The sequence below is a fragment of the Paenibacillus sp. AK002 genome, from assembly GCF_053903045.1.
Window position 1 is genome coordinate 3,531,903 of record NZ_CP096377.1, and the last position, 26,153, is coordinate 3,558,055.

The 26,153-nt window shown below is 47.6% G+C and carries 14 protein-coding genes and 1 pseudogene; 2 read left to right on the plus strand and 13 right to left on the minus strand.

Annotated features, from left to right (window positions below):
* Positions 1-42 precede the first annotated feature (42 nt).
* The 9 genes and pseudogenes from M1D70_RS15535 to M1D70_RS15575 all read right to left on the minus strand — a co-directional run bounded on the left by M1D70_RS15535 (position 43) and on the right by M1D70_RS15575 (position 19,607).
* Positions 43-4,236 (minus strand): DUF4855 domain-containing protein, encoded by a 4,194-nt coding sequence (locus tag M1D70_RS15535; protein WP_456287216.1) that lies wholly within the window; start codon positions 4,234-4,236, stop codon positions 43-45.
* A 34-nt stretch (positions 4,237-4,270) separates the two neighbouring features.
* A complete protein-coding gene (locus M1D70_RS15540) occupies positions 4,271-8,476 on the minus strand; it encodes an S-layer homology domain-containing protein (protein WP_456287217.1) in 4,206 nt (1,401 codons plus the stop codon).
* Positions 8,477-9,948: 1,472 nt separating this feature from the next.
* Positions 9,949-11,115 (minus strand): epoxide hydrolase family protein, encoded by a 1,167-nt coding sequence (locus tag M1D70_RS15545; protein WP_456287218.1) that lies wholly within the window; start codon positions 11,113-11,115, stop codon positions 9,949-9,951.
* 655 nt (positions 11,116-11,770) lie between these two features.
* Complete coding sequence (locus M1D70_RS15550; protein WP_456287219.1) at positions 11,771-12,409, minus strand: L,D-transpeptidase family protein; 639 nt, start codon at positions 12,407-12,409, stop codon at positions 11,771-11,773.
* Positions 12,410-12,738: 329 nt separating this feature from the next.
* Positions 12,739-14,481, minus strand: a complete 1,743-nt coding sequence (locus M1D70_RS15555; protein ID WP_456287220.1) for an ABC transporter ATP-binding protein — start codon at positions 14,479-14,481, stop codon at positions 12,739-12,741.
* A 110-nt stretch (positions 14,482-14,591) separates the two neighbouring features.
* Positions 14,592-15,644: an ArsR/SmtB family transcription factor gene (locus tag M1D70_RS15560; RefSeq protein WP_009593883.1), complete on the minus strand. Its 1,053-nt coding sequence runs from the start codon at positions 15,642-15,644 to the stop codon at positions 14,592-14,594.
* A 303-nt stretch (positions 15,645-15,947) separates the two neighbouring features.
* Positions 15,948-16,542: pseudogene (locus M1D70_RS15565) on the minus strand (histidine phosphatase family protein).
* A 354-nt stretch (positions 16,543-16,896) separates the two neighbouring features.
* Positions 16,897-18,174: an MFS transporter gene (locus tag M1D70_RS15570; protein WP_009593847.1), complete on the minus strand. Its 1,278-nt coding sequence runs from the start codon at positions 18,172-18,174 to the stop codon at positions 16,897-16,899.
* Between the two features lie 614 nt (positions 18,175-18,788).
* On the minus strand, positions 18,789-19,607 hold the full coding sequence (locus M1D70_RS15575; RefSeq protein WP_139084038.1) for an SDR family NAD(P)-dependent oxidoreductase: 819 nt from the start codon (positions 19,605-19,607) through the stop codon (positions 18,789-18,791).
* 186 nt (positions 19,608-19,793) lie between these two features.
* Between M1D70_RS15575 and M1D70_RS15580 the strand changes: the two genes are divergently transcribed.
* Complete coding sequence (locus M1D70_RS15580) at positions 19,794-20,390, plus strand: TetR family transcriptional regulator (RefSeq protein WP_009593888.1); 597 nt, start codon at positions 19,794-19,796, stop codon at positions 20,388-20,390.
* A 478-nt stretch (positions 20,391-20,868) separates the two neighbouring features.
* Here the strand turns inward: M1D70_RS15580 and M1D70_RS15585 are convergent, their stop codons facing one another.
* From M1D70_RS15585 to M1D70_RS15600, 4 genes are all read right to left on the minus strand, one after another.
* Positions 20,869-21,300: a universal stress protein gene (locus tag M1D70_RS15585; RefSeq protein ID WP_456287221.1), complete on the minus strand. Its 432-nt coding sequence runs from the start codon at positions 21,298-21,300 to the stop codon at positions 20,869-20,871.
* Positions 21,301-21,305: 5 nt separating this feature from the next.
* On the minus strand, positions 21,306-22,538 hold the full coding sequence (locus M1D70_RS15590) for a CynX/NimT family MFS transporter (RefSeq protein ID WP_456287222.1): 1,233 nt from the start codon (positions 22,536-22,538) through the stop codon (positions 21,306-21,308).
* Between the two features lie 209 nt (positions 22,539-22,747).
* A complete protein-coding gene (locus M1D70_RS15595; RefSeq protein ID WP_456287223.1) occupies positions 22,748-23,308 on the minus strand; it encodes a helix-turn-helix domain-containing protein in 561 nt (186 codons plus the stop codon).
* A gap of 443 nt (positions 23,309-23,751) precedes the next feature.
* Positions 23,752-24,411: a TetR/AcrR family transcriptional regulator gene (locus M1D70_RS15600; RefSeq protein WP_456287224.1), complete on the minus strand. Its 660-nt coding sequence runs from the start codon at positions 24,409-24,411 to the stop codon at positions 23,752-23,754.
* A 121-nt stretch (positions 24,412-24,532) separates the two neighbouring features.
* Here M1D70_RS15600 and M1D70_RS15605 point away from each other — a divergent pair, with 121 nt between their 5' ends.
* On the plus strand, positions 24,533-26,101 hold the full coding sequence (locus M1D70_RS15605) for an FAD-dependent monooxygenase (RefSeq protein WP_456287225.1): 1,569 nt from the start codon (positions 24,533-24,535) through the stop codon (positions 26,099-26,101).
* The last annotated feature ends 52 nt before the right edge of the window (positions 26,102-26,153 follow it).

Consider the following 26,153-nt stretch of genomic DNA (forward strand, 5'->3'; position numbering starts at 1 on the left):
GCGCTAATCGGAATGTGCTTAAATCAATTGTTCCCCCGTCTACTACTGCTGCTCCTCGATTAATTGAAGAACGCGATACAAGAACGTTGCCGCTTCAGCCCGGCTGGTCGTACTCTTCGGCTTCATGTAGCCGTTAGAGCCCGTAACCAGCCCATACTCGAACATCGTTGCCACGCTGTCCGCAGCATATGGCGCAATCTGGCTCACATCACGGAAGCCCTCAAGCGCCCCACCGGATGCGGACGGCTTTATTGCCCCCGTCGTTTGCAGCGCTCGGGTCAGCATAACCATAGCATCCTGGCGGGTGATTGAATCACGAGGTGCGAAGTTAACTTCGTTCACTCCTGAAGCGATTCCCAATTGCTTGGCGATGGACACCGCATCGTAGTAATAATCATTCGGCTTCACATCGGCGAACGTCGAGGCGTTTTCGGCACGCAGGTCAAGCATGTTCACCAGCATCAAGATAAAATCAGCTCGCGTTACCTGATTTGCGGGGTTGAACGTGCCCTTTTCGATCGAGGTGCCTTTGACGATGCCTCTTTCGGCCAGCTTCTCGATCGCCTCGCGCGCCCATTCATGCTTGCCAAGGTCGGTAAATGCTGCCGGATTCTTGCCGCCGATAGCATAGACGCCGACATGGTCGATGGAGAATCGCAGCATATCCTTGTCTTTGTCATAAGACGCGCCATTCATTGCCGCCGCGCTGTCGCCCATCAGCTCGAAAGCTTGCAGATCAACAGATTGCTCTCCCGCTTGAAGCGAATACGGAATGGCAATCGAAATCGGTGCCTTCGCATTTTTCCAAGACAGAGCTTCACCGTCCAGTTGCAATGCAACTTCTACGATTGGCCTGCTGCCGATCCGCCCGGCCGCTTCGTTACTGCGATACTCGCCCGCATAATCGCTTACGATTACGAGCAGCTTTCCAGCATTCTCCTTGACTCCTGCCAGCATGTCGCCAGTCAAAACAAGCTGAGCGTACGGCGTGGAGATATGCAGAATCAGATTAGACTGGTTCGTCAGATTAGCCGCCGGAAGCTCCAAAGCATAGCTCCCAGCCGCGTTCGACGACTTCAATTCAACATGAACATGTTTATTGCCTTTGCTGTCGGCCACTGCCCTCTGAATGGCGGCATTCAGATCCGATGCCCCGACCGCAGCGGCAGCTTGCTGGCCGTTTATCGTCGGGACAAGCACGGCTTTGACTGAACCGTCCGCTTGCAATGAATACGGATCTTGCGCCTGACCGCCTCCACCGCTGCCACCGCCGCTGCCTCCACCGTTACCTCCTTCGCCGCCACCGCTGCCACCACCATTGCCTCCATTGTCTCCATTGCCTCCACCACTCGTAGGCGGCTTGCGGTATTCGAAGGTTACCAGCTCGGGAGTCGTCATGTCATCCGTTTCCAGCTCGACCGTATACTTCCCTTGCTCTTCTCCGGTCAACGTAAGGGTGATGCGGAAGCTTCCGTCATCCTCAGTGCCCGTCTGACCGGTATATTGAATGTTGCCTTTTGGGTCAAGCACTTTCACATACACATGTTCTTTCTTGCCGTTCATGACCAAACCGTCAATCGTGACTTTCTTCGTGGAAGCGTCCACAGCGGCTTGTATGCCGTCCAACGTCTTTAGCTCTTGCTGCGGGGCAAGATCGTACACGCCGAATTCATAGAAGGAGTAACCGTAAAACGTTGCCCGATTCAATCCTTCAAACTTGATGTATCTTGCCGTCGTCGCAGGGAATACCAGGGTGTTCTTGCCGTCGGCAGCTTTCACCACGCCATTGTTGCCGACTTTCAAAGGCTCCCACGTCTGCTTATCATCCGAGATGCTCAGACGGTATTGGTCCGCGCGCGCATATTCCCAATCGATGCGGATCGTATCGAAGGTTTGCTGGCTGTCCAGATCAACCTGGAACCAAGCCGTATCGCGCACTTCGCTCGCCCAACGCGTGGCCGGTGCGCCGTCGAGCGCCTTCGCAGGCTCCAGACCTGCGGCCTCCGTCGAGGATGCCTCTGCTTCTTTGTCTTGTGCGATGCTGCCAGCCTCGTAATACACGCCTTCCTTCAGCGCCGTATAAGCGCCTTCCGTTACGAACTCAAGGCCTTTAGCTTCTTCCAGCTTCGCATTGAATGCCAGCAAATAGTCCCTGGCTTGCTCAGGGTCGCTCTCTTGCGTACGCTCCATCATGATCAAGGCGCTGCGCATAGCGCGTACCGTATCGGCATTGCTAAGCTGCTTGTTGTCCGCGTACTTATCAACAAGAGCCAATAGGCCTTCAGCGCCCAAACGAGCTTCTATTACGAAATTAACCGTCTTGGATTTGGCAGCAGCCACCGTCAGCTCCAACACATGCTTGCCCGGCTTACCCGTCAGATCTATAACAGTTCCTTCCGTATAAGGCTTGCCGTCATACTTGGCCGTAACTTTAACGATCCCGCTCCCGCCATCTCCCGGAATGGTCCAGGTGAAGGCAGCCTGTGTCGTATCAGACACGATCGTATGCTCCGAGATCGGCTGCCCGTTCATGAGCGCTACAACATCAGGCGGAGCAGCGTCTTGCTTCTGATAAGTGCCTTTAGAGAATTGGTATAGCCAATCGTAAAGCACGCGGGTAGCGGGGTCTGTGCTTTTCGCCGCGTTGTATACAGCGTTGTTGCCTTGATAGTAAGCTTTATATCCATGCTGCATCAGACCGGTATCCACGCCGCTGTTCAAGTACTCGATGAACCGCTCGCGGAAGACGGCGTCGTTGATCATCCGGTCGTCGAATTCCAGCTCCAGCGACATGCCGTACCGCTTCGCCATATCCGCTGTATCCTCCAGACGCGATGGGTCCAGTTTCTCGAAGAAATAGTTCGGCTGCAGAGATACGGCATCAATGCCGACATCCTTCCACATGAATGCCTTATAGGCCATAAAATGAGGAATCCAGAACAGCTTCAGGCCTGCGTTATGAACGATGTCGCTCGCTCTCTTGACCATCTCCGGCCCGGTCGCATGCGTGCTGATTTGTTCCTCCAGCCAATACATGCCGACGAGCTCCAGGTTCGAGTAGCCCGCAGCCGTCCATCTGGCTTGCACTTCATCGACCCACCACTGAATCGCTTTGGCCCTGTTATCCAGCGATGCGGCATCGCCGACCGCACCTACATCGAAGTTCAATTCCTCGCCGTTAATGCTACCGAAGTCGGACTGATACTCGCCCGGTTCTGGAATCATCAGAACAACCTTCGTCTTATGGTCGGGCTCGCTAAGCTTCACGCCTGCCTCGACCGTCGCCTCGTTCAACGCGCTCATATCGCCGCCAGCGTTAAACGTTTTATCCAAATACCATTCCCATTCCTGTTTTCTGGCTTTGCCGGCCGCTTCCGCCGCTCCGAAGCCTCTGCCGTTATCCGATGTCAAGCCCAGATACAGCACGCCATCGAACAGCCAATCGACAGGCTCTCCCTGCTCGTTCACATAGCTGATATTAGGGATAGCCCGTTCCTTCGTCCAATTTCCTGTGCCGTCCGCGTAGTGTCCGTTATACAGCAAGCCCAGATTTTGAATCCCGCCAGTAGCATCTCCAGGCTGCAGGAGGGCGTAAGGCTCAGGCTGTACCGGCTGCGCTCCAACGATCAAGCCATCCGCACCGGTAATCGTCACCTCGTCGATCATGCTCCATGCCCTCGGATGCATGGAGAACACCACTTTCACGTACCGAGCGTATACGAGTCCTTCGGTATAATCGCCACGCTTGACAGCTCCAGTTTCAGGGCTGCCGTCCCAAGCAAATGTCTCGATGTTGGTCTGATCGCCCCATAACAACTGAGTTGCATTATGAGACAATACGCCCCAGCTCACCCCATCGTCCGACGCGTAGAACGAAACGGTGAGCGGCACAAGCGTTTCGTTGATCGGCCAATCGTGCAGGAAACGCGCGCTCACCTCCTGAACCGTCTTTTGCTCGCCTAGATCAAACACAACCGAACGGGATTTTTTGTTGCGGTGGCCCACCCAGTTGCCGCTGTCACGCGAGGGGTCGGCGGCATTGCCGTCCGTCAGCTTCGTCCCGTCATCCGGGAAAGCGCCCTCCGGCTGTTCCGACCATGTGTACGTTTTCCCTTGGGCCAGATTATAAAAGCCGGTGCTTTCTCTGCCCGCCTCCTCCGCATTCACAGACGATATTAACGATAACAGCATGACCGGGACAAGCAGCAAAGCAGTCAAACTTCGTCTGGTTTTCACCTAAACTCACGCTCCCTTTCTAGCATAATTAGTTCTACTCCTGTTCCTTCAACTCCGCAAGCGCATCAAGCATATTCAGAATAACGGTCACGGCTTCAGCTCTCGTCGCCGAGGCGGCCGGCGCGAACCGGTTGTCCTCTCGACCGTTCATCACTCCCGCCTCCTGGGCTGCTGCCACGTACGGCTTCGCCCAAGCCGGGATTTGATCCGCGTCCGCATAAGAGAGCTCATGCCCTTTTGCAGTCTTCAGACCCAAGCCACGAACAATCATTGCTGCCAGTTCTGCTCGACTAATCGAAACCTTCGGTCGGAAGGTCCCATCCGCATAGCCGCTGATCAGGCCGGATTCCAAGGCTTGCGCAATATACGGCTTCGCCCAGGCTTGAATCGAACCTGCGTCCGCGAAGTCCAGCGAACTGTTCGCATCTTGCAGCTTCAACGCTTTGACGAGCATGACGACGAATTCGTCTCTGCTGACCGTCTTATTCGGCTTGAACGTCTTGTCGGTGTAGCCCGCTACGAATCCAAGCTCAACCGCCCGTTTGATGGACGCTTCTGCCCAATGGCTCGCAATATCGTTCAGCCGAACCGTTGTCGATCCGCCGGACTCCCCGCCGTTGCCGCTGCCGTTCTGATTGCCATTGCTTGGATCTTCACCTCCCGTATTCGAACCGCCGTTTTGGCCTTCTTCCCGATCAGGAGTTACTGGAGTCGGAACCCATCCTCCGCCGCCGGAGCCAGGCAGCGCTTTGATTTTGATCTTGAACGTTTTCTCCGCGGATGCAGCTCCCTTGCTGATCGTCGCGGTCAGAACGACTTCCATGTCGCCTGACCCGCTTGACGGACGTTTCAACAACTGTCCATTCGCATTCAGGTAGTCGGGTTTTGAGCTGCTCCAGACGATGCGCGTACCGAGTTGCCCTTTCTGCGGGAGGTAAAGGTTGGATGCGATACTTCCGTTTACATTAAGCTCGATCAGATCCATTACGTCTTCGATTGTTAGACGATCACGCGCAATGCTCAGCCCTGCATACGCCTGTTCGGCCTCAGGACGAGACAGCTGGGCGGTTTGAATAGCCGCGGTCGCTTGCCCAATCGCTTGCTGAAGCTGGGCCCAGCCCTCAGGAGAGTAATTGTCCTCCACAAGCTTGTCGGCCTCGATAGCCGTCAACAGGTCGATAATCGGCCGTAGATTGCCGAGCTTATATTCCTCGCCGTACACTTCAAATTCCTCAAAGGAATAGCCGAACATAGTAGCTCTGGACACGCCTTCGAACTTCACGTATCTGGCTGGCGTGCTCTGGAAGGTAGTCACGACTCGTCCCGGCTTTCCGTTAATCTCCCCGTTGTTGTCTTTCACAACGTTCGTCCAGTTCTCCTTGTCCTCGGACACGAGAATGCGGTACTTCGAACCATAAGCCGTTTGCCACAAAATAGATACAGCATCAATGTTCTTCACTTCACCTAGATCCACCATGAACCAGGTATCGTCCACCCATTCGCTGGACCATCTGGTATCCCCTCTGCCGTCCACCGCTTTATCCGCCGTGTAGGATGAGGATTCCGGTTGCGAGGATTCAGCTTGCTTATGCAAAGCCAAATTACCAAGCAGATCCAAGTAGGTGTTCCTTACGATGAGTTCGTCAATCAAGCCTTTAAAAGCATTCGTTTCGCTGCCGATTTTGGCTGCCGGAAGAACGAATGTTTCCAGTTTGGAGCCGTCTTTGAGAGTAGCCGTATATTCACTGCCGTTAATGAAGATGGAGGTCCCCGTGTCGTCGCCGATCATCATGACATGGGTCCAGCGATCGGTCGGCAGCTTATAATTGAATTCGCTGACGTAATTTTCTTTTGTGATGGCGATTTTGCCGCTGCCCCCAATGTTGTATTTCAGCTGTCCGTCCGGAGATTCCAGCAGCACAGCTCCTTGCGGGTTGTCAGCGTCAGGTTTTATCCACATGGACATCGTCCAGCCGAAACCAAGCGTGCGAAGCGGCGTTTCCACGTAGCTGGCCCCGCCGTTTAGCCTCAACGCTTGACCGAAGATTCCCTTCTCTGTGCCTGCATTCACCGCGTTGCCGTCAAAGCCGTTCCCCGAACGGTCCGCGAAGCCTTCGTCGAAGGTATAATCCAGCACGAGATGCCGCTCATTGTCGATTTGAAGCTTGTGTGACTGATGAACACCCGGCGGGTCCACGTACCTTGCGGCATCCGCCTGGAAGCTTGCGAAGTTCCGATCGATGCGGTTGCCTCTCCACAGCTTTTCCGCCAGCACTTGCATGGAAGGCAAGATCCGCTGATGCGAGTCCGCCATGGATACGCCTTTCTCTACGGACACATCGTTCCAGAGCGCGAACATGCCGCCTTTGACCTGCGGATGTGCATAAGGAAGCTTCGTCTCCAGCCAATCGTTGGGCTCCCACTCGTTGTAAATAAAATCGTAATTCAAATAGCTGCGGTACAGCTGCGGAACGATGTAGAGCAAATTCGTATTGGTATTGATAATATCGTAGCCGAGCTCCACGGCCTGCTGAGCGCTTCCGTACGGCTCATACCAGATGTCCATCGTCGCATTGTTGCTGACCGGCGTCGTGCCGTCGTATGCGGACAGACTGCCCCATAGACGGGCGCGTTTGCCTTTGCTGTTAATGTGGTTAAGGAGCATATCCGCGTACCTGCGGAACGCCTCCTTGTCGTCGCCGAAATATTCATCCGTGCCGACGTGCACGTCCGGGCCGACGAAGGTCGGATTGCTGCCGTCGAGATACTCGTCAAAGAGTGCTTTAATGAAGTCGAGCGTCTCTGGACGATTGATATCCAGCTGATTGTTGCTGCCCAACCGGGAATCGTAGGCAATGAACGCGCCGGAGTGGCCCGGCGTATCAATCTCCGGCACGACGTTTACGCCGTATTCCATCCCAAGCAGCTGCAAGTCTCTGAATTGCTGCTTCGTATAATAGCCGTCCTTGCTCGTCACTCCCGGAAATTTCTCGCTCTCCAGACGGAAGTAACCGACATCGCCGACATCATCGTTCAGGTGAATCTGGAACCGGTTCATCTTATAGTAGGACATCAGCTTGACATAGTCCTGCAAAAACTCGATCGTATAAAACTTGCGGCCGACATCGAGCATAAAGCCCCGATCTGGGTATTTCGGATAATCGCGCGATTGCCCTTTAGGCATCGCCTTATGATCGGCAGCGTGGCCGAGCAGCTGCAAGATCGTTCTCGTGCCGAACATGACTCCCGTCTGCTCGGACGCAGCAACAGAAGCATACTCGCCGATATTCAGCTCATATCCCTCTTTCCCCAACCCCGCTTGCGCGGCATCCAGCATCAAATAGATATCTCCCTCTTGAGGAGAACCAACCTCAACTGTCAGTGACAACTTCGTTAAATCCAACAAGTCCTGCTGCAAAATGTCAGCCGTCCCCCGCAGAGCCGCTTCATCATCTGCGCGAATGACGATTTTGGATTTGTCCGACAAGCGGAACTCGCCGGTTGCGCCCAGCCACTCACGCAAAGAAGGAATGACGCGCGGCTCCGGGTTCCGATCGCTCGTCTGCTCGTAGAGACCGGGTACGGTGACTAGCGCATTATCCGTTAAGAGATATGTCGGATCGCTATCGCTCTGGATTTGCAGCAGCAGCTGAACCTGAGTATCGACAAGCGGCGCATGAATATTGCCCTGCACGTCGATCACCGGCAAGCTGTCCGTGTTCACCAGCGTCAGCGTATAACCTTCCGGTACAGCGGGCAGATTCAGCAGGGTGTCCCCTTCGGAAACGACGATGCTGTTTTTCACCGCGTCCATGATTGGCTGCAGTTGCGGTCTGCCTTTGTATACCTCGAATTCCCAGAAGGAATATCCGTAATAAACGCCCTCAATAGGACGTCGCGTCTCCCCTTGAAACTTGACGTATTGCGCCACTGTCGGCTCGAATTCGATCGTATCTTCACCCGGCCCGGATGCGACGAGCACGCGGTTGTCCGCGAATACGCTCCGCCAGGATACCGCATCGTCGGATACGAGAATTTGATATTGCTCCGCCGGAGTCTGCCAGTTGATGATTACTCTTCCGATTTCTACAGGCTCGCCCAGATCAACGTAAAACCACTGATCGTCCGTTCTTTCCGAAGACCAGCGGCTTGCATGTTCGGTGCCCCCATCGACCGCTTTCTCAGGTCCGAAAAAATCCACTTCGTTCGACGACGAATAAGCCGTCTTCCCTAGAGCCATATTCCCTGTTGCGGCATTGGACCTCTCCGAAAGGGTGGTCACCATAATGAAAGCGGTAACAAATATAACTAAAAAAATAACCCTCTGCCGTAAACCCACGAATATCCCTCCCTTTATCATTTGCACGAATTACCACAAGCAACCCGCATGACCTTCCATGCTATTTGCTGCGGCAACTTCATTATAAGTAGAGGGCAATGAAGCATCGATATACATGTGTTTACATTCTATATACAAATGTGGACATTTGGCCTTCTACGGTGAATCAAGGCTAAGCATGCCAGTATTTCGATCATAACTGGTGCGCTTCCACTAAACTCGGACATTAGTACTATTCGAGTCTCGTTAAATAGAAGTGGCTTTTCTTCATGTTATGGAATATCGAATCCTTCTATAGATTCCGTCAGTTTGAAATATTCCTTTATATAATTCGGGTTTAAGGCGCATAAAGAAACGCATTCGAGCAGCTTGTTCGATTCTAATTCTGAATCGTCAACGACGATTCAATAATTCGCCTTCAAGATTCTGACCGCCTTTCATCGGAGTATTCGGAACAGAACAAATTGAACCGCCCTGCCTTCGACAGAGGACAGGGCGGTTGCTTTGCTTTAAGGAAACATAATGGTCTGCGGAGCATGCTCGCTTTCGAAAAAGTCGTAACGCAGCCAAAAAAATATCTTAGTGTGGCCAATTGTGTGGCCACGACTAAAAAATCTATTTTTCAAGAAGTGAGGACACAAGCCAAAAATGTTACGTACGCAAAAACCGAAACGTACAGAGAGAAACAAAAAAAAAAACTTTTACGTAAGGGTTTATCGGCATTTTGGTGGAGCTTAGGGGGATCGAACCCCTGACCTCATCGCTGCCAGCGATAGAACTGCTTTCCGATGAGATCCGATTAAAACTGCTGAAGCCTTTTCCTGTCTAGGTTTTCACAATTATCTTAAAGGTCTTATTTAATGTATCTTTCACATTTCACAAGCGATTCTTCGATCAATTCAGATTGGAGAGTAATCCTGCCCGTTGCCTTAATGAAATTGCGTGGAAATATAGTTAGACGCTTATCTAATCGGCAATCGGTACAAGTTCTTGTCTTCGAATAGGGACAAAAACTTGTACCAATAAATCAAAAAAGCCGCTAAATTAGCGACTCTCAATGGGGCTTTGTTCTTGTCCTCCGACATATGGTAAACCTTTTTCCCATATGCCCCGCCGAGTGATTTGCACTAACGGTACCCTATTCCGAACCACTCCCGCTGCAGCCTCCGGGCTGCAGCAAGGGACGTAATTGCAATGCGTTACGGGAAGCGTCTAGGTGCAGGGTCTGACGCGCTATGCGTACTAGCGAGCGATTCTAGTCGGGATTACCATAAATTTACTGGGTTTTTGATCGATACTGCGTCTTGGATTTGCTCTTGTTCAGCTTACTCACGTGGAATAGCTCCTATCTTGTATAACCATATTAAATAGTGTCAACGGAATCTCCGAAAAAAAGACTGAATATCAGGGATTAGAAGATCCGGTGCATCCATTGCGGCAAAGTGGGTTCCGCGCTCAAATTCTGACCATTGCACAATATTCGTGTTGTCACGTTCAGCAAAGCGTCTTATAGATTTGAAATCATCTCCGAACACGGCCACTGCTGTCGGTGTCGTATTCGGTCCCTGCGGCTCCTGACTTTGGCTGTGCGCGTTCTCATAATACAAGCGAGAAGATGATTCCGCCGTATTGGTCAACCAATACAAGGTGACGTTCGTCAGAAATGCATCCCTGTCGATAAAATCCACATGGTCACCAAAGCCACAAAATAAATCGGCAATCCAAGCAAGCTGACCTGACGGCGAGTCTGTTAGCCCATAGGAGAGTGTTTGCGGGCGTGTGGATTGAATCGAATTAAAGCCTGCCCGTTCATGGAAATTGGCAAGGAATTGAAGTTTTCGCTGATCTTCTTCCGTTAAGTCAGCCATCTCTGCCGGATCTCCGGAAGGGAACGAAAACAGCTGCAGTACATGAATGCCACGAAGACCCTCCGGCTTCAGAATGCCGAGTTCTCTGGATACAAGTGCACCGCAATCGCTGCCGTGGGTACCGTATTCCTTATATCCCAAACGCTTCATTAAGACATCCCATGCTTTTGAAATACGAGCGATATCCCATCCCGATTCAAGAATTGGCCCTGAAAACCCAAATCCAGGAACGGAAGGAATGACTAGGTGAAACGCTTGAGCCGGATCGCCACCGTGATTGCGCGGATCGCTAAGCGGACCGATGAGTTCCAAGAACTCGACAATCGAGCTAGGCCATGCATGGGTAAGCAGTAGTGGAAATGCGTCTGGTTCTGGCGAACGAACATGTAAAAAATGAATGTTGGCACCATCGATATTCGTAGTGAATTGAGGATACTCATTCAGGCGAGCTTCGAATTTACGCCAATCGTATTCTTTCTCCCAATAGAGTGCTAATTCTTTCACATAATCCAGCGATACCCCATATTTCCAGCCCGCTTCACCTAACTTTTCCGGCCAACGAGTCCGAGATAAACGATACCGAAGGTCCTCTAGATCGTCTTGCGCTACGGAGATACGGAACGGCTGAATTTCTGTGCTTTCCTCGGAAATAATAGGTCTTGTATTTGTCATGTGAACTTCCTCCTTTAAATGTTTGTTTTGCTGATATACTTATAATAATCCATGAACTCTGACTACATTATGTCAGGGTTCATGGGTTAATAACCCTTTTACAAAGCGAATTGAATTCAATTACATCTGCTCCTCATGCTAACGCGTTAAACTATGGGGCACTATGGGCATTAAATCATATACACCACATATTGGAAATATCCTGCCCGTTGGTTGAGAAAAAGCAGCCGACCCAAAAGCCGGCTGCCTCTTTATGTCTTCAATGAGCTATCGTTACCCGTTATTTGTTCATTCCAGTAGTTCTTCAACCTCTCATATTAAAAAAGAAGCCACGGAATAAGCGGACTTTGTAAAGCAACGAACCCGAGTATATCTAGTCTGAAAAACTAACATCACAGATTAGGTCGCTAATTCTTATTCGAATAAAGCAATAAAGCCGCCTCTCGGCGGCTTTTTGTTCACGAGCTCTATTGTTTTTCACATGATTCGTTTTTTATCCACTGCCTCTTTCAGATCTCGGGTCAATTTTTCAGGTTCGTCATATCCCTAGAAATGCAGGAAGAACAGCCCGCGGGGGTTCGACCAAAACATAAGTGTCCATTTTCTTACTTTCCACAAGGAATGATACTCCGGTCGGTTTGCCTAGGATTCTCATCTATTCAACCAAACCTAACTCTTCATATTCTTTACTAGAAACAACACCATTTGGAATAAGGTGATGATCACTCTGATATTTCTTAAGTGACTCGGTTGTATTGAAGCGGAACTTCCCGTCGCATTCCCCATTGTAATATCCTGCACTTTTTAGTCGGGATTGAATAAGCTGCACATCTCCACCAACATCCCCTTCAGCTAAATCCCTCGGGTTTTGATTGTCTTCTCCAAGTACATGACCGTATATCGTTACTTTGGTTCCAATCGGAATTAATTCGTACAGTTCAATGACATCCTTGTTATGCATTCGGATACAACCATGGCTAAGGTGTTGACCAATTGAATAGGGCTTATTCGTACCGTGAATTCCAAAATTGCCCCACGGTACATTCAATCCTATCCAACGTGGACCAAATGAGGGTCCCCAATTGGTACCTTTATATTCAACTCTAAAATCTCCAACTGGAGTCGGTGTTGAAGGATTACCGACTGCTACAGAGTAGGTCTTAATTATTTGTCCATGTTCTCGTACAAGTAATTTGTGACGCTCAGGGTAAATTGCAATCTCAAGATTGCTTTGGTCATGTATAATCGGCAAGACAGGAGTAGTTGAATGAAATACTCCTAGCATTGTCAACATGATTAGAATAAATTTTGGATTAGTTGGTATCATGTATTTTCACCATGTAAGTTAATTTCATATTGATCAAACATTTTTATTATTTAATCAATAGCGCGATTATATACAGTTCATTTTTGTTGATTTCCTCCTTCCTATTCCTAAAGTTAAATTATTACATTTTAATGAATCCTGAGTATTCTTGAGATCCTGATTTCTCGATGACATTTCAGGGGTACTGTGGCAATTCATTCAGCTAGCCACATCGATAGTTATCCGGGAACTCTGATGTGTAGGTGCAAGCATGTAGGGCATTATGTCGGTTCAATTAAAAGTTAGGTAGTTTCGGATTATTCTGCTACGGATTTTTCCAAAGTGAAGAATCGGCGGAACCCCTCACCCCGTTCAAGCAGTTCCTCGAGACTGCCCATTTCAACTATGTGTCCTTCTTCCATGTATATGATCTGATCATATAAACTTAGTAAGTCTGGATTCATGTTATGGGTGATCGTGATCAATGTTAGGTCCGGGACATCCAGCAGCCTCTTTTCGATTTCATAAGCAGTCTGCATATCCACAGCCGAGGTGCCCTCGTCAAGAATTAGAATCGGCATGTTTCGAATCAGCGCCCGCGCAACAGCTATTCTTTGGCGTTGACCTCCGGAAAAGTTGGAGCCGTTTTCTCCGACGGCAGACGACAACCCGTTCGGCAGTTGCGCAATCAATTTGTCAATCCCGCTCATTTGAACGGCAGACTGGATCTCTTTCTCTGAAAAAGCCTCATATAAGCAAATATTCTCCCGTATGTCTGTATCAAACATGTACACCTGCTGATGGATGGTCGATGTCAATTTCTGTAAGCGGTTCCTATCCAGCTGTTTGAGCTCGATACCGTCATATGTAATCGTTCCATGGTAGCCCGCATAGCAGCCTGATAGCAGCTTGACCAGCGTGGACTTGCCACAGCCGCTTGGTCCGACGAGCGCATATTTTTTACCCTTAAGCACGATCAGATCAATATTTGAAAGCACGCTCCTCCCCTCCTTATAGGCAAAGCCTAACCCGGCAGCCTGCAGTTTGTCGTGGAATCTGGGTTCGATCTCCCCTTTGAAAGAGGCTTCCTCATAATCAGCCAGAGCATCGATTCGCTTCACTACCGGCTTGACACCCTGAATTCTTGGCATATTCTGCATGATCATCATGACAGGGCCAACAAACCCGTTACTTAGTTGAACAAGAGCGACAAGACTTCCTGCTGACAGTTTGCCTGTAAGGATCAAGAAGGCGGCGATGAAGACGACGGCAAATTGGGTTAAGCTGCCGAGAATTTCGGACACGCCTTCATTAAGGGCAAGCGTGCGGTCAGCCGAAAATTTGGTGTTGGCGGCGGTTTCGTTCTCTTGCGCGAATTTCTTTTCCACATGGTTGCCCATGGAGTAAGACTTAATGACCTCGTAGCCGGAAAGCATATCTTTAAGCCTTGAAGTGAATACAGACATTTGTGAGGAAACGGCTATTTGTCTCTTTTGCAGGGCCTTACCGAAAAGGGAAGGAACCGTGAACATCAATATCATGCAGCCGACCAGAATCCCAGTAACCAGCGGACTGAGAAAAAGCATGATGAGGAGGGATGCGACAAAAATGATGATGTTCTGCAGCGTGATCAAAAGAGGCTGGACATAGTTTTCTTCGATTAGCTTGATATCGTTGGACAGGGCGGACAGATAGTCAGACGTATTGGTATTCGAGAATTCTTCAAAATTTCTTCTTAGAATCCCCCGAAATACTCTTTCCCGTAGAGTTACCGTCCAGCCCCGAATCAATGCCTTGCTGCAGATGGAATACAGATACCCAAAAAGGCCCAGCAAAGGTACATAAATGATGGAGACGATCAAAGTTTGTTGAAAAAGCCCCATGTCGCCTTTTACAGCGGCATCAATGATTCTCTGCAGTAATATAGCGACAAACACGCTTCCTGACGAGACAATGAGGCTAAAGCACACGGTAAGCGTGATCAGCCCCTTATTCTTTAATAAAGCTTCTCTCATAGCTACTCCCCCAAAAGTTAGATAACTTTCTAATTTATAATACAAGGATATAACACACATAAAATATTTGTCAAATGTATTAGATAAATATCTAATTGCAGAACAAAAAAATCTCCCTCTTCTATGAGGGAGATGTCTAAAGACAGCACAACGGGTCAGAGCAGAAACTGCTCTAAATCACCAAGGAAACTCTTAATTTTTTCTTGGTCAAGGTGGTAATACACTTTTCCGTTCTTCTTTTCGATCGCGACCAATCCACAAGCGAGCAGTACATTCATGTGGTGGGACATAGTAGCAGCCGTCAACCCCAGATGTTCGGCGATTTCGAGATTGTATTTCGGACTGGTTTTGAGGGAAGCCAGAATTTGTAATTTACTCTTGTCCCCCATCGCCTTTAGTCTGAGAAGAAGCAAGTCCTCGGAGCCGTCATTCTTTGTATTCTGAATCGGCAGTGCATCGACCAAAAGGCCGTAATAACAATAATCCCTGTACAAGATCTGACTCAACGGCATGATCAAGGTTGGATATACACAGGCTTTTTGGTATTCGAATACCTCAACAAATTTAAAAAAGTGGCCCCCCTCTTGCTTTTGCACAGTCTGTCGATGCTTTTGTATAAGTTTGTCCAGCGGTTTCTGAATCTCCAGCCGCGCCCGTTCAAATGCCGCTAGGTGACGATTCACAATAGCCGTCAGCGTCTGAATCCGCTCGAGGGGATCGTTTACCAGGATCATTAGCTTCCACTTCATTTTTTCATCGAAAGGAGTTTTGTCCAAGAAGGAAATGATCTCATCTAGTGTTTGTATGTTTTCAAGCCGGAGATTCTCAGGTAAAGCCGCATGGACTTCCTCATCTCTGGCAATCAGCTCTAGCATCTCGAGTCGGACTGCCTCTTCACGCATCATATTGGGTGCGGTCATCCAATTTGGATTCTCGCATACGACGCGAACGAGCATATGGAAAAATTGGTCGTCATCATCACCAAAGAAAAACTCAGCTTGTTCATCCCATTCCCTATGTTTTAAAAAGGCTCGAATGAATTGGTCAAACGATTTCAAATGCTTATTATAAAATATTTCTCCATCCACACCGAATTTATTGAGTTCACTAATGCTTGCTTCTTTGACCTTATCGGCATGTCTACTGTGATACAGAAGACCTAGCGTTTCAAAAACCGGATCTAGTTCGAATTGAAAATTAAGATTCATGGCACCTCCAGGTACATTTAAGATTCGGCCAATATCTAATATATTATATATGCATGGAATTCGGTATTCAAGTTCCCCTGCAGGTCAAATAACCTGTGGGGATTTATTGTTGTTTAGATTATGTCAGGGAAACGAAATGGACTCACTAGATGAGGAGCAACGGCTTTATCCACCATTCACCTCTTTTGCAAGCTTCAGTACCCTTCCCGATTGGTCGTTAGCTCAACAGAGGGAGCCGATATCGTTTACGGCAGCCTTCTTGTCTTCTTGAACCAACGTTTCCCGTTGGTTGAATTGTCTCACTTACTTCAATGCATCTAGATGAGAGATATCGTTAAGGAAATGTACAATACGTTGCGTTGCAGCTATTTCAATAAGATGAATTGCAGTATCACCACTATTAAACCAAAACTCCTTTTCAACAGGCATCTTAAAAAATGAACGAAGTAGACAATTTATCACACCTCCGTGTGCTACGATAGCAATCCTTTCATATTTTGGGGATGTTATTATTTTTGAAAAAATGCTTTCTATCCTCATTCGAAATTCGATTGCTGATTCCCCATTATCGACTCGTTCAATGCAGTTCTTTGGGGGTGGGAAATTTTTTTGCTTCTTCAAAGGATAAGCCTGCCAATATCCCATTATTATGTTCCATTAAGTCATCTTCAAATTGGATGTCACACCCAATCGTTTCAGCAAGTGTAGATGCAGTTTCTTTTGCCCTTTTTAAGGTGCTTCCCCAAATGAAATCGGGAGGAAATTGTGTTTTTACTTTATCAGCCATCAATCTTACTTGTTTCCGACCTAATTCAGTTAGTGAAAAATCGGCTCTACCTTCATGAACTCTCAATATATCAGCTTCAGATTCACCATGACGAATCAAAATAATTTGCATATGTAATACGCTCCCTTCAATAAATTAATTCACAAACCCAAACCACTCGCTATTTTACCATATAGTGGATACTAGGATAGAGAGAAAATATTACGCTATCCTGCCTATATGTTGAAAAAAGACAGCTGACTAATTAGCCAGCTGTCTGTATGAATTACCTTTCAATGTCCTATTGAAGCTCTCGACACAATTTTATTCCGATTATGACTTTAAGCAGACTTATGCTTGGTTAAGTCACCCATGATTGTGAAATAAACTATAAGTCTGCCTAAATGCACTTTATGCTTCTAAATACTCATGGCAAGTTTATGCTTCCTTTAAGCTTGTGCGGTTTCAAGGTTCATCTCCTCGGACTTAACCGATTGTTCTGCCATGAGCGGCTCTGTCCCGGAAAGCCCGGTGACTCAACAAGCCTACCAAGAGCGCTAGCATGGTCAGGCCGGCCGCGAACAGGTAGAGGTTCACAATCCCGATGTATTCGGCAAGCGAAGCCATGCCTAGCAGCGAAATGCAAAATACTAGATGCATAAGTGAAGCTTGGGCAGATAACACCTTGGGCAGCAAAAGTTTGGCTACGCTGTGCTGAATTAAGGTGCGCCGGTTAATAACGGAGAGCTCCGCGAAAGGCCCCATCAACATAACGAAAATAAGCGCAACGTAGGGCTCTGTATTGAGCGCGTAAAGTGCGGTCAGAACCCCATAACCGGCCATGCCGATCATCATCACCGCTAGATAGCGGTTACCTATGGCCCGTGCTAGTGCCAGTACCAGCAGCCCACCACCTATGGTCCCTGCAAAATAAGCGGCATTAATAAATCCCCACCATTCTTCGCCTTGTCCAAGTGCAACTTGAACGAAAGCAAGGGTAAAGGCGCCTACCCAAATCGAAGCGCCAAGCATGTCGATGATGTCCATAAAGGTAAGCACCCGCAGGCGAGGCGTTTTCCATATCATTTTCCAGCCTTCGGTTAGAGTATGCCATCTGGATGTGCCAAGTGCCAATATTTTGTCAGTGGGCGCATCCAATTCCTTGTCTCCAAGTTCCAATTCCGTAGGTTCTTTGACGCCCAGCGTAAATACCGCGGCAAAACCATAAATAACAGCCGTCAGCAACAACGTAGGGCTAGCTCCCATAAATGCAACGACGATGCCACTTAATCCCCAGCCTGCGAATTGCACAATCTGATCGCTGACGCTAATCAGTCCGTTGGCTTTAAGCAGACCTTGCTCACGCATTACTAGACGTGGTATAAGTGCATTTCGGGCCGGGTTTGTCCATCCGTCGAGAAAGGACATCACAAATACGAGTGAAAATACCAAAACAAGCGATGAAGCCTCTCCGCTAAGCTGTAAATAAACGGCTAGGCAAACGAACAGCAGGAATTGCCCCACTTGCGACAATAAAAGAAGATTGGACAACTTGAAACGATTGATCAGCAGAGGCGCAATCAGGCTACTCAGCATTTGAGCCCCACTGCGCATCAGCGGCATCAGTGCCGCAGATACGAGAGAGTCGGTCCGATCAAGGACCAGCACCGTAAGCGCCATAATGTAAAGCACATCAGCTGCATTCGCCGCGGTTTGGGTCGTCCACAGGAAATAAAAAGGACGGGTCAAATCTGATGACTTCATGAAAGGTTTTTCTCCATTTTCAACAAGTTACCTTATTAAACTAATAATAAGAGTTATTCAAAAAAAAATTTCAATAAAAATAAGATTACGGTAATTAAATAGGTTTTACAACAAGAAACAGGAAAAAACAAAATATAAGTAAGCAGCAGCAAGTTCTCGAACGGTTTACACAAAATATTTCATAAAGATTCGTAACTCATGTAGAACAAAAGGATGCCATAATTCCGGCATCCTCTTTCTGCTATCTATTTAAACCGTCCTGCCCTTTAGCTTGATGAAATTGCATGGAAAAATAATTAGATTCTTGTCTGATCGGCAATCGGTACAAGTTCTTGTCCTCGACTCTGGACAAGAACTTGTACCGATAAAACTGAAAAGCCGCTATTTTAGCGACTTTCAATGTGACTATGTTCTTGTCCCCCGACATGTCAGTATTATTTATATTTGTCGGATGGTTACCCTTTTCGGCTATTCGCTTTACACAGAAAAAAACAGTCAGACCTAATATGTAAGGTCTGACTGTTGCAATTATTCACCTGTCAATTCATCATTCATTCTTTGTATTTCAAATAGATATCAATAGCGGCCTATCCAACATCAATTTCGGCCAAATGTTAAAGAATATGCTTGGTCAACTGATATAATTTTAGTGCGTCCTTCTTGCTAAGCGTCGGGAGATCGAGATCAACGGGCTTGGTTCGGTCCCAGGCGATGAGGGGCTGGGATGGAGGATTATCCATCAGCTTAATGATCGGTTGAATACTCCTCTCCACCGGCTGTGCGAAGAGCTTGCCCATAACGCGCAATATTCCCTTGAAAGGCTGGGCCAAATGATTCGTACCGCTATGGGTATATCCGGGATGGTTAAGTATGAAACGTGTCTTCCCGGTCTTGTGGTTCTCAGCATACGCAACCCCCAGCAGATCATTCGCCCGTCCTCCCTGCAGAGTCGCCTTCAGCAGACCATACCCCTGTTGAAGTGTAAGGTCATCGTAGTGAACGGCTCCCTTCGTCATTCCAGTGCCTCCGATGCTTACAATGACCGGATTGATCCCCCTCTCCAACAATTCCGTTAAACCATAACTCAGAATAAATCGGCTGACATAATAGAGCGCAAAAGTGCTTTCAAAACCATCCGGAGTCAATTTCCGTTTAGGAAATTGTTGCATCGCTGTAAGCACCAGTCCGTCAAGCGATGCATGGTGTTGTTGAACCTCTTGAATGACCCGGCGGTTCTCAGACAATGATAATAGATCAGCTTGAATAAAGGATGCCCGTTCTGCGGCGCCAAGTCGTGCAGCCTCGTCTAGAAATTCCTTACCCCGGAGACGGTTGCTGCCTGTCACCGTCACTCTGCTGCCCTGGCGTAAATAGTAAATGGCGAGCCCTTTGCCCATCCCGGAAGTACCTCCTGCTACGAATAAGTCCTTCACCTTCCCACTCTCCCACATATGAATTAAGCTATTAATGTTGACTAGACAACAGTTGTCAATTACCATATTAATAGTAATCTCCAATGCGAATCAATCAGCAAAAGAGCAGATCTGTTGTGTAGACAACAATAGATCCAAATTGTATTCTTCCCGGCTACAGGTCGCGAGACAAGGAGATGGTGAGGGATGGGTATAGTGAACCCGAATGATCCTCGTGCAAAGCGAACGAGGAAATATATTCAGAAAGCATTTACGGATTTGCTTGTAGAAATGGACTTCGAAGACCTCTCGATTCAGGATATTATGGATCGTGCTGAACTGAACCGAGCCACCTTTTATAACCATTATCAAGATAAATATGAATTGCTTGAGTTAACCATGACCAGCGCATTTACGGAGATTCTATCAACACGGATTCCTCCCGGTACGCAAATGCAGGGCACAGAGCTGTTGCGCAATCTGATGCTGGCAGTCTGTGAGTGGCAGATTGAAACGACGAAGCAGCTGAATGCACGGCGAACCCTTTCGCAGGCGATGGAGGACAATGCCAAGCAACAACTTTACAATGTCATCATCTCTTGCATGGCGCATGTCAAAGATCTACCGGCGGAAGAGCAGCGTAGAATGGAATGGGTAGCAACGATGATCAGTTGGTCAATTTATGGGGTGGTTGTGAAGTGGAGTCAACGGCAGGAAGAGCCGGTGGAACAATTCATCGAGCATGTGCTGCCCTTCCTGATGTCGAACTTGCGTACGCTTAATCTGCAAGACTCACAAGAGTAGTCGAGGTAGTCCAAAAGGATATTTAAGTCTATCCACACCCCCTATTTTTTGCCGGCGCGTATGGTATTGTTCTCCGTGACTAATCTTCAACTAAACTGCTTGCATGGAAACATAGTTAGATACTTATCTAATCGGTAATCGGTACAGTAACTTGCCCTTTTCCCTCTTAGATTTTCTGTGACCGATAAAACAAAAAAGCCGCTATAAAAGCGACTTTCAATGGGACCACGTTCTTGTCCCTCGACAGATGTCTATGGCCTTATCACCTTTCAGCCATTACGGTGGTGATCGTTGTGGAGCACCGTGTGTGACAGGTCCTCCCTCCCGTCATCTTTAGCGTCAGCATTTGAGCAACTAAGAGATATAGAAACAGCGGCATTGTAGGACACAAATATCCTAGAATGCCGCTGTATGATTCATACTATAAACACTCCCCCGCCAGTATAACAATGCATCATCTCAGCAGTTCCCGAAGGAGTTAATGTACAATGAGGACTGGGCAACTTGATAACTGCGAAACCTTGTGGCTGACACTTCCAAGCATCATTCCTCTTACGCCCCTTAGCCCACGGCTTCCGATAATAATAAGTTGCTGCTCGGTTTCCCTTGCATAATTCAATATTTCATACCCAGGATCTCCCTTAAGATGAACAGTTTTCGGGTTAATCCCCGCAGACTTTAATTTAGATTTGGCTTGGTGCAACTGCTCCAAACTCGCTTTTTCCATTTCGTTCAGTATGTCTTCCAAAAAATTCTCTGGTACATATGTCATTCCGTTCGACACATAATCCTGGCTGACATTTACCAAGGTAATTTGAGTTTGTTTATTATGGGCTATTTCAACGGTTGCATCAAGGAGTTTGTTCGTTATTTCACCTTTATCAATGGCCACCATAATTTTGTCAAACATAGTGATCATCCTTTCCGTGGCAGCTGGTAACTATTTCGGCTACCTACAAAACGATTACTTGCTGCTCCTATACCTACTAAAAAGAGTAAGACCGAAGCCCCTAGCAGAATGAAAAGCGGCAGGTTCCAACTATTTGTCGCATCATGCAGATATCCTATAAGGGCTGGACCGATTGCGGCAAGAAGATATCCGATCGATTGGGCCATGCCAGACAGTTCCGCTGCTTGATGCGCATTTTCAGTACGTAACCCGAATAACATCATGGACAAACTAAAGGCGAAGCCTCCACCAATTCCGAGTAAGATGATCCACAACAGAATGATATGGGAGCTCCCGTAAAGAAGTCCGAGCGTTCCCGACAGAAGCAAAATGGTTGTAATGACCACTAACAAACGTTGGTTAGACATGCGCCCAGCAATTACGGGGACAATAAAGGTAAATGGAAGCATGGCTAACTGCATGATCGAGAGGTACCATCCTGATTGGTTGGAGTCAATTCCTTGCTGCTTTAAAATTTCAGGCAACCAAGCGATCAACACATAGAAAACCATGGACTGTATACCCATAAACAAGGTTACCTGCCAGGCAAGCGGGGATCGCCAAACATTCACATCGTAGCTGACCATCCTTTGACTCGTCGTGGCTGTTTGTTTTGTTTGATTTCTTAATTGGGGTATCCAACAGAGGATCGAAACAAAGCTTAGAATCCCCCATATTCCCAATGCTCCCTGCCATTTTAGACCTGCGTTCACGGCTAGCGGTACACTGATTCCCGATGCGATTGCTCCACATAAATTCATTGAAATGGAGTAAACACCCGTCATGGAGCCAATTTTATTTGGGAAATCCCTTTTGATTATACTTGGCAATAATACATTGCATACGGCAATTGCGAATCCAAGAACAGCTGTCCCAATAAACAGATTAAGTGCGCCAGATAATGAACGTATTACTATACCAGCAGTCAGAAAGATTAGAGCAATCAAAATGATACGCTCAACCCCATATCTTCGTCCTAATTTTGGTACTAGAGACGATAATAAAGCAAAGGCGAGCAAGGGTACCGTTGTGATCAGGCCTGCTAATGTATTTGAAATATGAACGTCATCCCTTATAAGACTCACTAAAGGACCGACTGAGGTTAAGGGAGTACGTAAATTAGCTGCAATAACAATAATGCCGAGAATGATCAGTCCTATTGAGGATTGCACGAATTTTTTATTATGTTTTTTCGGCATTCTTCTTTTCTCCTTCCTGAAATCATACTAATTATTTGTTTCTATATGAGAATAACATCCGCGCGAACAACAAAAGTATATTATAATATATTAAAATAAACAATAAATATTTTTTAATATACTAAAATACATCTAAACAATAAAAATACAACTCTGAATTCCCGTTAAGGGATTCGGAGTTGTATTTAAAAAGTAGAATTTATCGACTTTTAGAAACCATATTTTAAGGATATATGGAGCACTGTTTCGCTTTTCGTATGATTGGTATAAGAGTGAGGACAGTCCGCACGAAAACTGATCGTATCATATTGATTCAATGTGTAAATCTCTCCATTGACTTGTATCTCAATGGAACCAGCCATTACTGTCGCAATTTCAGTTGTATTCTCATGATGACCTTCTGGGTAATACGAGCTATTTGGCTGTAAGTATGCCCGACACATTTCAATATCGTTGCTTTTAAAGATTGGTTCGATGATCCAATTTTTTTCATCATTAGAAAACCGTAATCCTTCGCCTGCTCGATACAAACTAACAGGGTTCTCTGATTTGAACAAAGCCAATAGCGGTAAAGATATGCCTTTTGAAATTTTCCATATAATTGCCAAAGTTGGATTTGTTTCGCCACGTTCGATATTTCCCAGAGTAAGTTTGCTTACGCCCGTTAATTCCGATAAGTCGTCTAAGGTCATGTTTTTTTCTTTTCTGTACTTTTTCAATGCACCGCCGATTTGTAATACAATTTGTTTTGATTCATCGATTTCATCCATTTGATATTCACCTCAACAAAAAACTATATAGCTAGTATATTGTTTATCTAGAGTCATTTCCATACGATACCACGTGTAAGCCCAGTGGATTTCCATACTTCCCTAACGCACCTAAATTGTTCACAAGTTCAATATTTAATAAAATCCCGATAAAAGTTGAGGGTTAGTTTTGTCGGAATTCCTGTAGCCTAATTAGGATAGTCACGGCTGCCTCCACTTTCTTTAAAACGCCGGCGACAGTCGAGATCTGTATCGTCCCACGCTATCGGGTATAAAAAACAGAGCGATCCCTCCAAATAGGACTTCGCTCTGTTTTTATATTGGATCCGCCAACATTTTCTGAACATTATCGGTCATCAGTTTTGAAATGCCAACACGTCCTTAGCGTTTATTTACGTTAAATTGTGGCTCCACCAGTCTTTTATCGTTAAGCAAAATCGCAATCAGTTTGATAGTTGATTTTCGTTTTGAACGGTGCGTTTTCCATAAGCGCAAAGAAAGACGCGTACGCCTTCGGAGATGATACGTTTGGTTTGTTCCTCCTCCAAATTGCCTGCTTTTATCGGTTGATCAAATACCAATAAAAACGTTAAGGCAGCGAAGTGCTTTGTAGCCATTACAGGGTCTGGTACATCGAGCAGTCCGTTTTGTCCAAACTCGGTAAACCTCCTGATAATCCCCTCTTCCGTTGCGTTATCCAGCTTTTCTAAAAACGAGGCTGGCAGGTTGGCGGCTTCCATTGTAACCAGGCGAATCAGAGCGCTGTAATCGGACGAACCGTTCGCAGAAGCTACGAATTGTTCGCAGAATAAGACGAGCGCCTGCTCCAGATCCTCGAATTCCCAGAGGTAGTCTGATATCCCTTGCTTGATCATGTCCAGAACCGCCCGACTGGTTTCTTCCACAACAGCAAGCAGCAAGTTCTGTTTGTCGCCATAATAATCATAAACGGTCCTTTTGGAAACCCCCGCTTTAGCTGCGACCGCATCGACGCTGGAGCGATCAAACCCATCTGATAGAAACAGTTCTCGTGCCGCTGCAATAATTTTAGCTCGTTTGTCTGAAGAGCCTTTGCGGATTTTTTTGTTTTCCGTATTATCCATGCTTACGTTTCCCCCCTACAGGTATACTATCAAAAATGAGTTCCACTTTACAAACTACACTGTACGGTGTAGTATAATCAATGCAACGTATCAAAATCAATGATCAAGGAGGATTTTATCCATGAAAACCGTGCAGTCTTTTGTTGATGTTCTCATTGTCGGGGCCGGACCAACAGGGCTTACACTTGCCTGCGACCTTGCCCGTCGAAACGTCGACCATCGTATTATTGAACGAAGCGCCTTATATAACGTAGCGTCTCGCGCCAAAGCAATCCAGCCCCGCTCGCTAGAGGTCGTCGATGATTTGGAGGCCGTTCGTTACATTATTGACACAGGTGTCGTGGATTTGCCTGTTCGTTATTATACCGCAGATGGCAGGAGTGTGGATAAGCCGGCGATTACCGTTGCAGCCAGCGCTGAACTCGAGACACCCTATCGTGATCCGGTCTGGATTGCTCAATTTGATGTGGAAAAAGCATTGCGCGACCGCTATGCGGTGCTTGGCGGCCAAATCGAGTTAGGCTTAGAAGCTGTATGGCTTGTTCAGGATTTGGATGGTGTAACGGTAACCGTGAATACACCGCAAGGAGAAGAGCAAATTCGCGCTCGTTATGTAGTCGGCGCTGACGGGGGCAAAAGCAATATCCGCAGGTTTATCCATTTGCCGCTGGTTGGAGAAACACACGAACATGAGCGGTGGTATCTTGGCGATGTACGATTGGAAGGGCTGGATCGTGACCGTATCCATATCTGGACCTCTCCAGAGGGGATGGTCGGGGTGACGCCGATACCAAGATCCGACATTTGGCAGCTGCAGGCTACCATTCCGGCAGACATCGAAGAACCAGAGCAGCCGACGCTAGAGGTGTATCAAGCCATGTTTGACCGTCGCGCAGGAGCCGGACGTGTTCGGCTTACGGATGCCTCCTGGCTGTCCATCTATCGGATCAACGTCCGCATGGTTGAATGTTACCGTAACGGCCGGGTTTTCCTTGCCGGCGATGCCGCTCATGTTCATTCGCCGGCCGGCGGTCAAGGCATGAATACGGGGATGCAGGACGCATACAACCTCGGATGGAAGCTGGAAGCCGTCGTTCGCGGAGCTGACACCGCCTTGCTCGACACGTACGATGAGGAGCGCCGCCCCGTAGCTCAAGCCGTGCTCGAGGACAGCACGAAAAAAATGGGTGGGGTCGTAGAGACGGCCACTGAACGCGGAGCGTTATCCCAATCCTTGAGCACCATATCCGACGATCTGACGAGCGGACTTCTCATTTCCTATCGGTCAAGTTCTCTTACCCACCCGTCTGTTCAACTGAATGTTACCCGTTCATTGCCCGGGGATCGTGCTCCTAATGCCGAGGGTCTGCAAGGTTCAGGGTTTGCAGGAAATGTATTTGACCTGTTGCGCGGCCCACACTGGACGCTTTTGGCTTTTGTAAACCGCACAGATCATCTTTCTTTGGAGAACTTCACCTACGACGAACTCCATGTGCATTGCATCCTGCCATCGCATGTGGAGGGAGCGGAAGGCATAATCGACGCAGCAGGGAATGCCTATCGAATTTACGATGTGGCAAGCGAAGAACTCGTATTGATTCGTCCCGACGGTTACATCGCACTGCGTACCTCCATTGATGATACCGTATCGATCTTGAATTACTTGAATTTCATTTATCGCGAAAACTGATTTGGAAAAACCGTCGGCGTTCTTTTACAACATCTCAGGTGACCGCTGGCAC

Bases quoted from the DNA above. Each gene is read 5' to 3' on its own strand.
- M1D70_RS15540 (WP_456287217.1), bottom strand. From the start codon at position 8,476: ATGGCTCTAGGGAAGACGGCTTATTCGTCGTCGAACGAAGTGGATTTT.
- M1D70_RS15545 (WP_456287218.1), bottom strand. From the start codon at position 11,115: ATGACAAATACAAGACCTATTATTTCCGAGGAAAGCACAGAAATTCAG.
- M1D70_RS15550 (WP_456287219.1), bottom strand. From the start codon at position 12,409: ATGTTGACAATGCTAGGAGTATTTCATTCAACTACTCCTGTCTTGCCG.
- M1D70_RS15560 (WP_009593883.1), bottom strand. From the start codon at position 15,644: ATGAATCTTAATTTTCAATTCGAACTAGATCCGGTTTTTGAAACGCTA.
- M1D70_RS15570 (WP_009593847.1), bottom strand. From the start codon at position 18,174: ATGAAGTCATCAGATTTGACCCGTCCTTTTTATTTCCTGTGGACGACC.
- M1D70_RS15580 (WP_009593888.1), top strand. From the start codon at position 19,794: ATGGGTATAGTGAACCCGAATGATCCTCGTGCAAAGCGAACGAGGAAA.
- M1D70_RS15585 (WP_456287221.1), bottom strand. From the start codon at position 21,300: ATGTTTGACAAAATTATGGTGGCCATTGATAAAGGTGAAATAACGAAC.
- M1D70_RS15590 (WP_456287222.1), bottom strand. From the start codon at position 22,538: ATGCCGAAAAAACATAATAAAAAATTCGTGCAATCCTCAATAGGACTG.
- M1D70_RS15595 (WP_456287223.1), bottom strand. From the start codon at position 23,308: ATGGATGAAATCGATGAATCAAAACAAATTGTATTACAAATCGGCGGT.
- M1D70_RS15600 (WP_456287224.1), bottom strand. From the start codon at position 24,411: ATGGATAATACGGAAAACAAAAAAATCCGCAAAGGCTCTTCAGACAAA.
- M1D70_RS15605 (WP_456287225.1), top strand. From the start codon at position 24,533: ATGAAAACCGTGCAGTCTTTTGTTGATGTTCTCATTGTCGGGGCCGGA.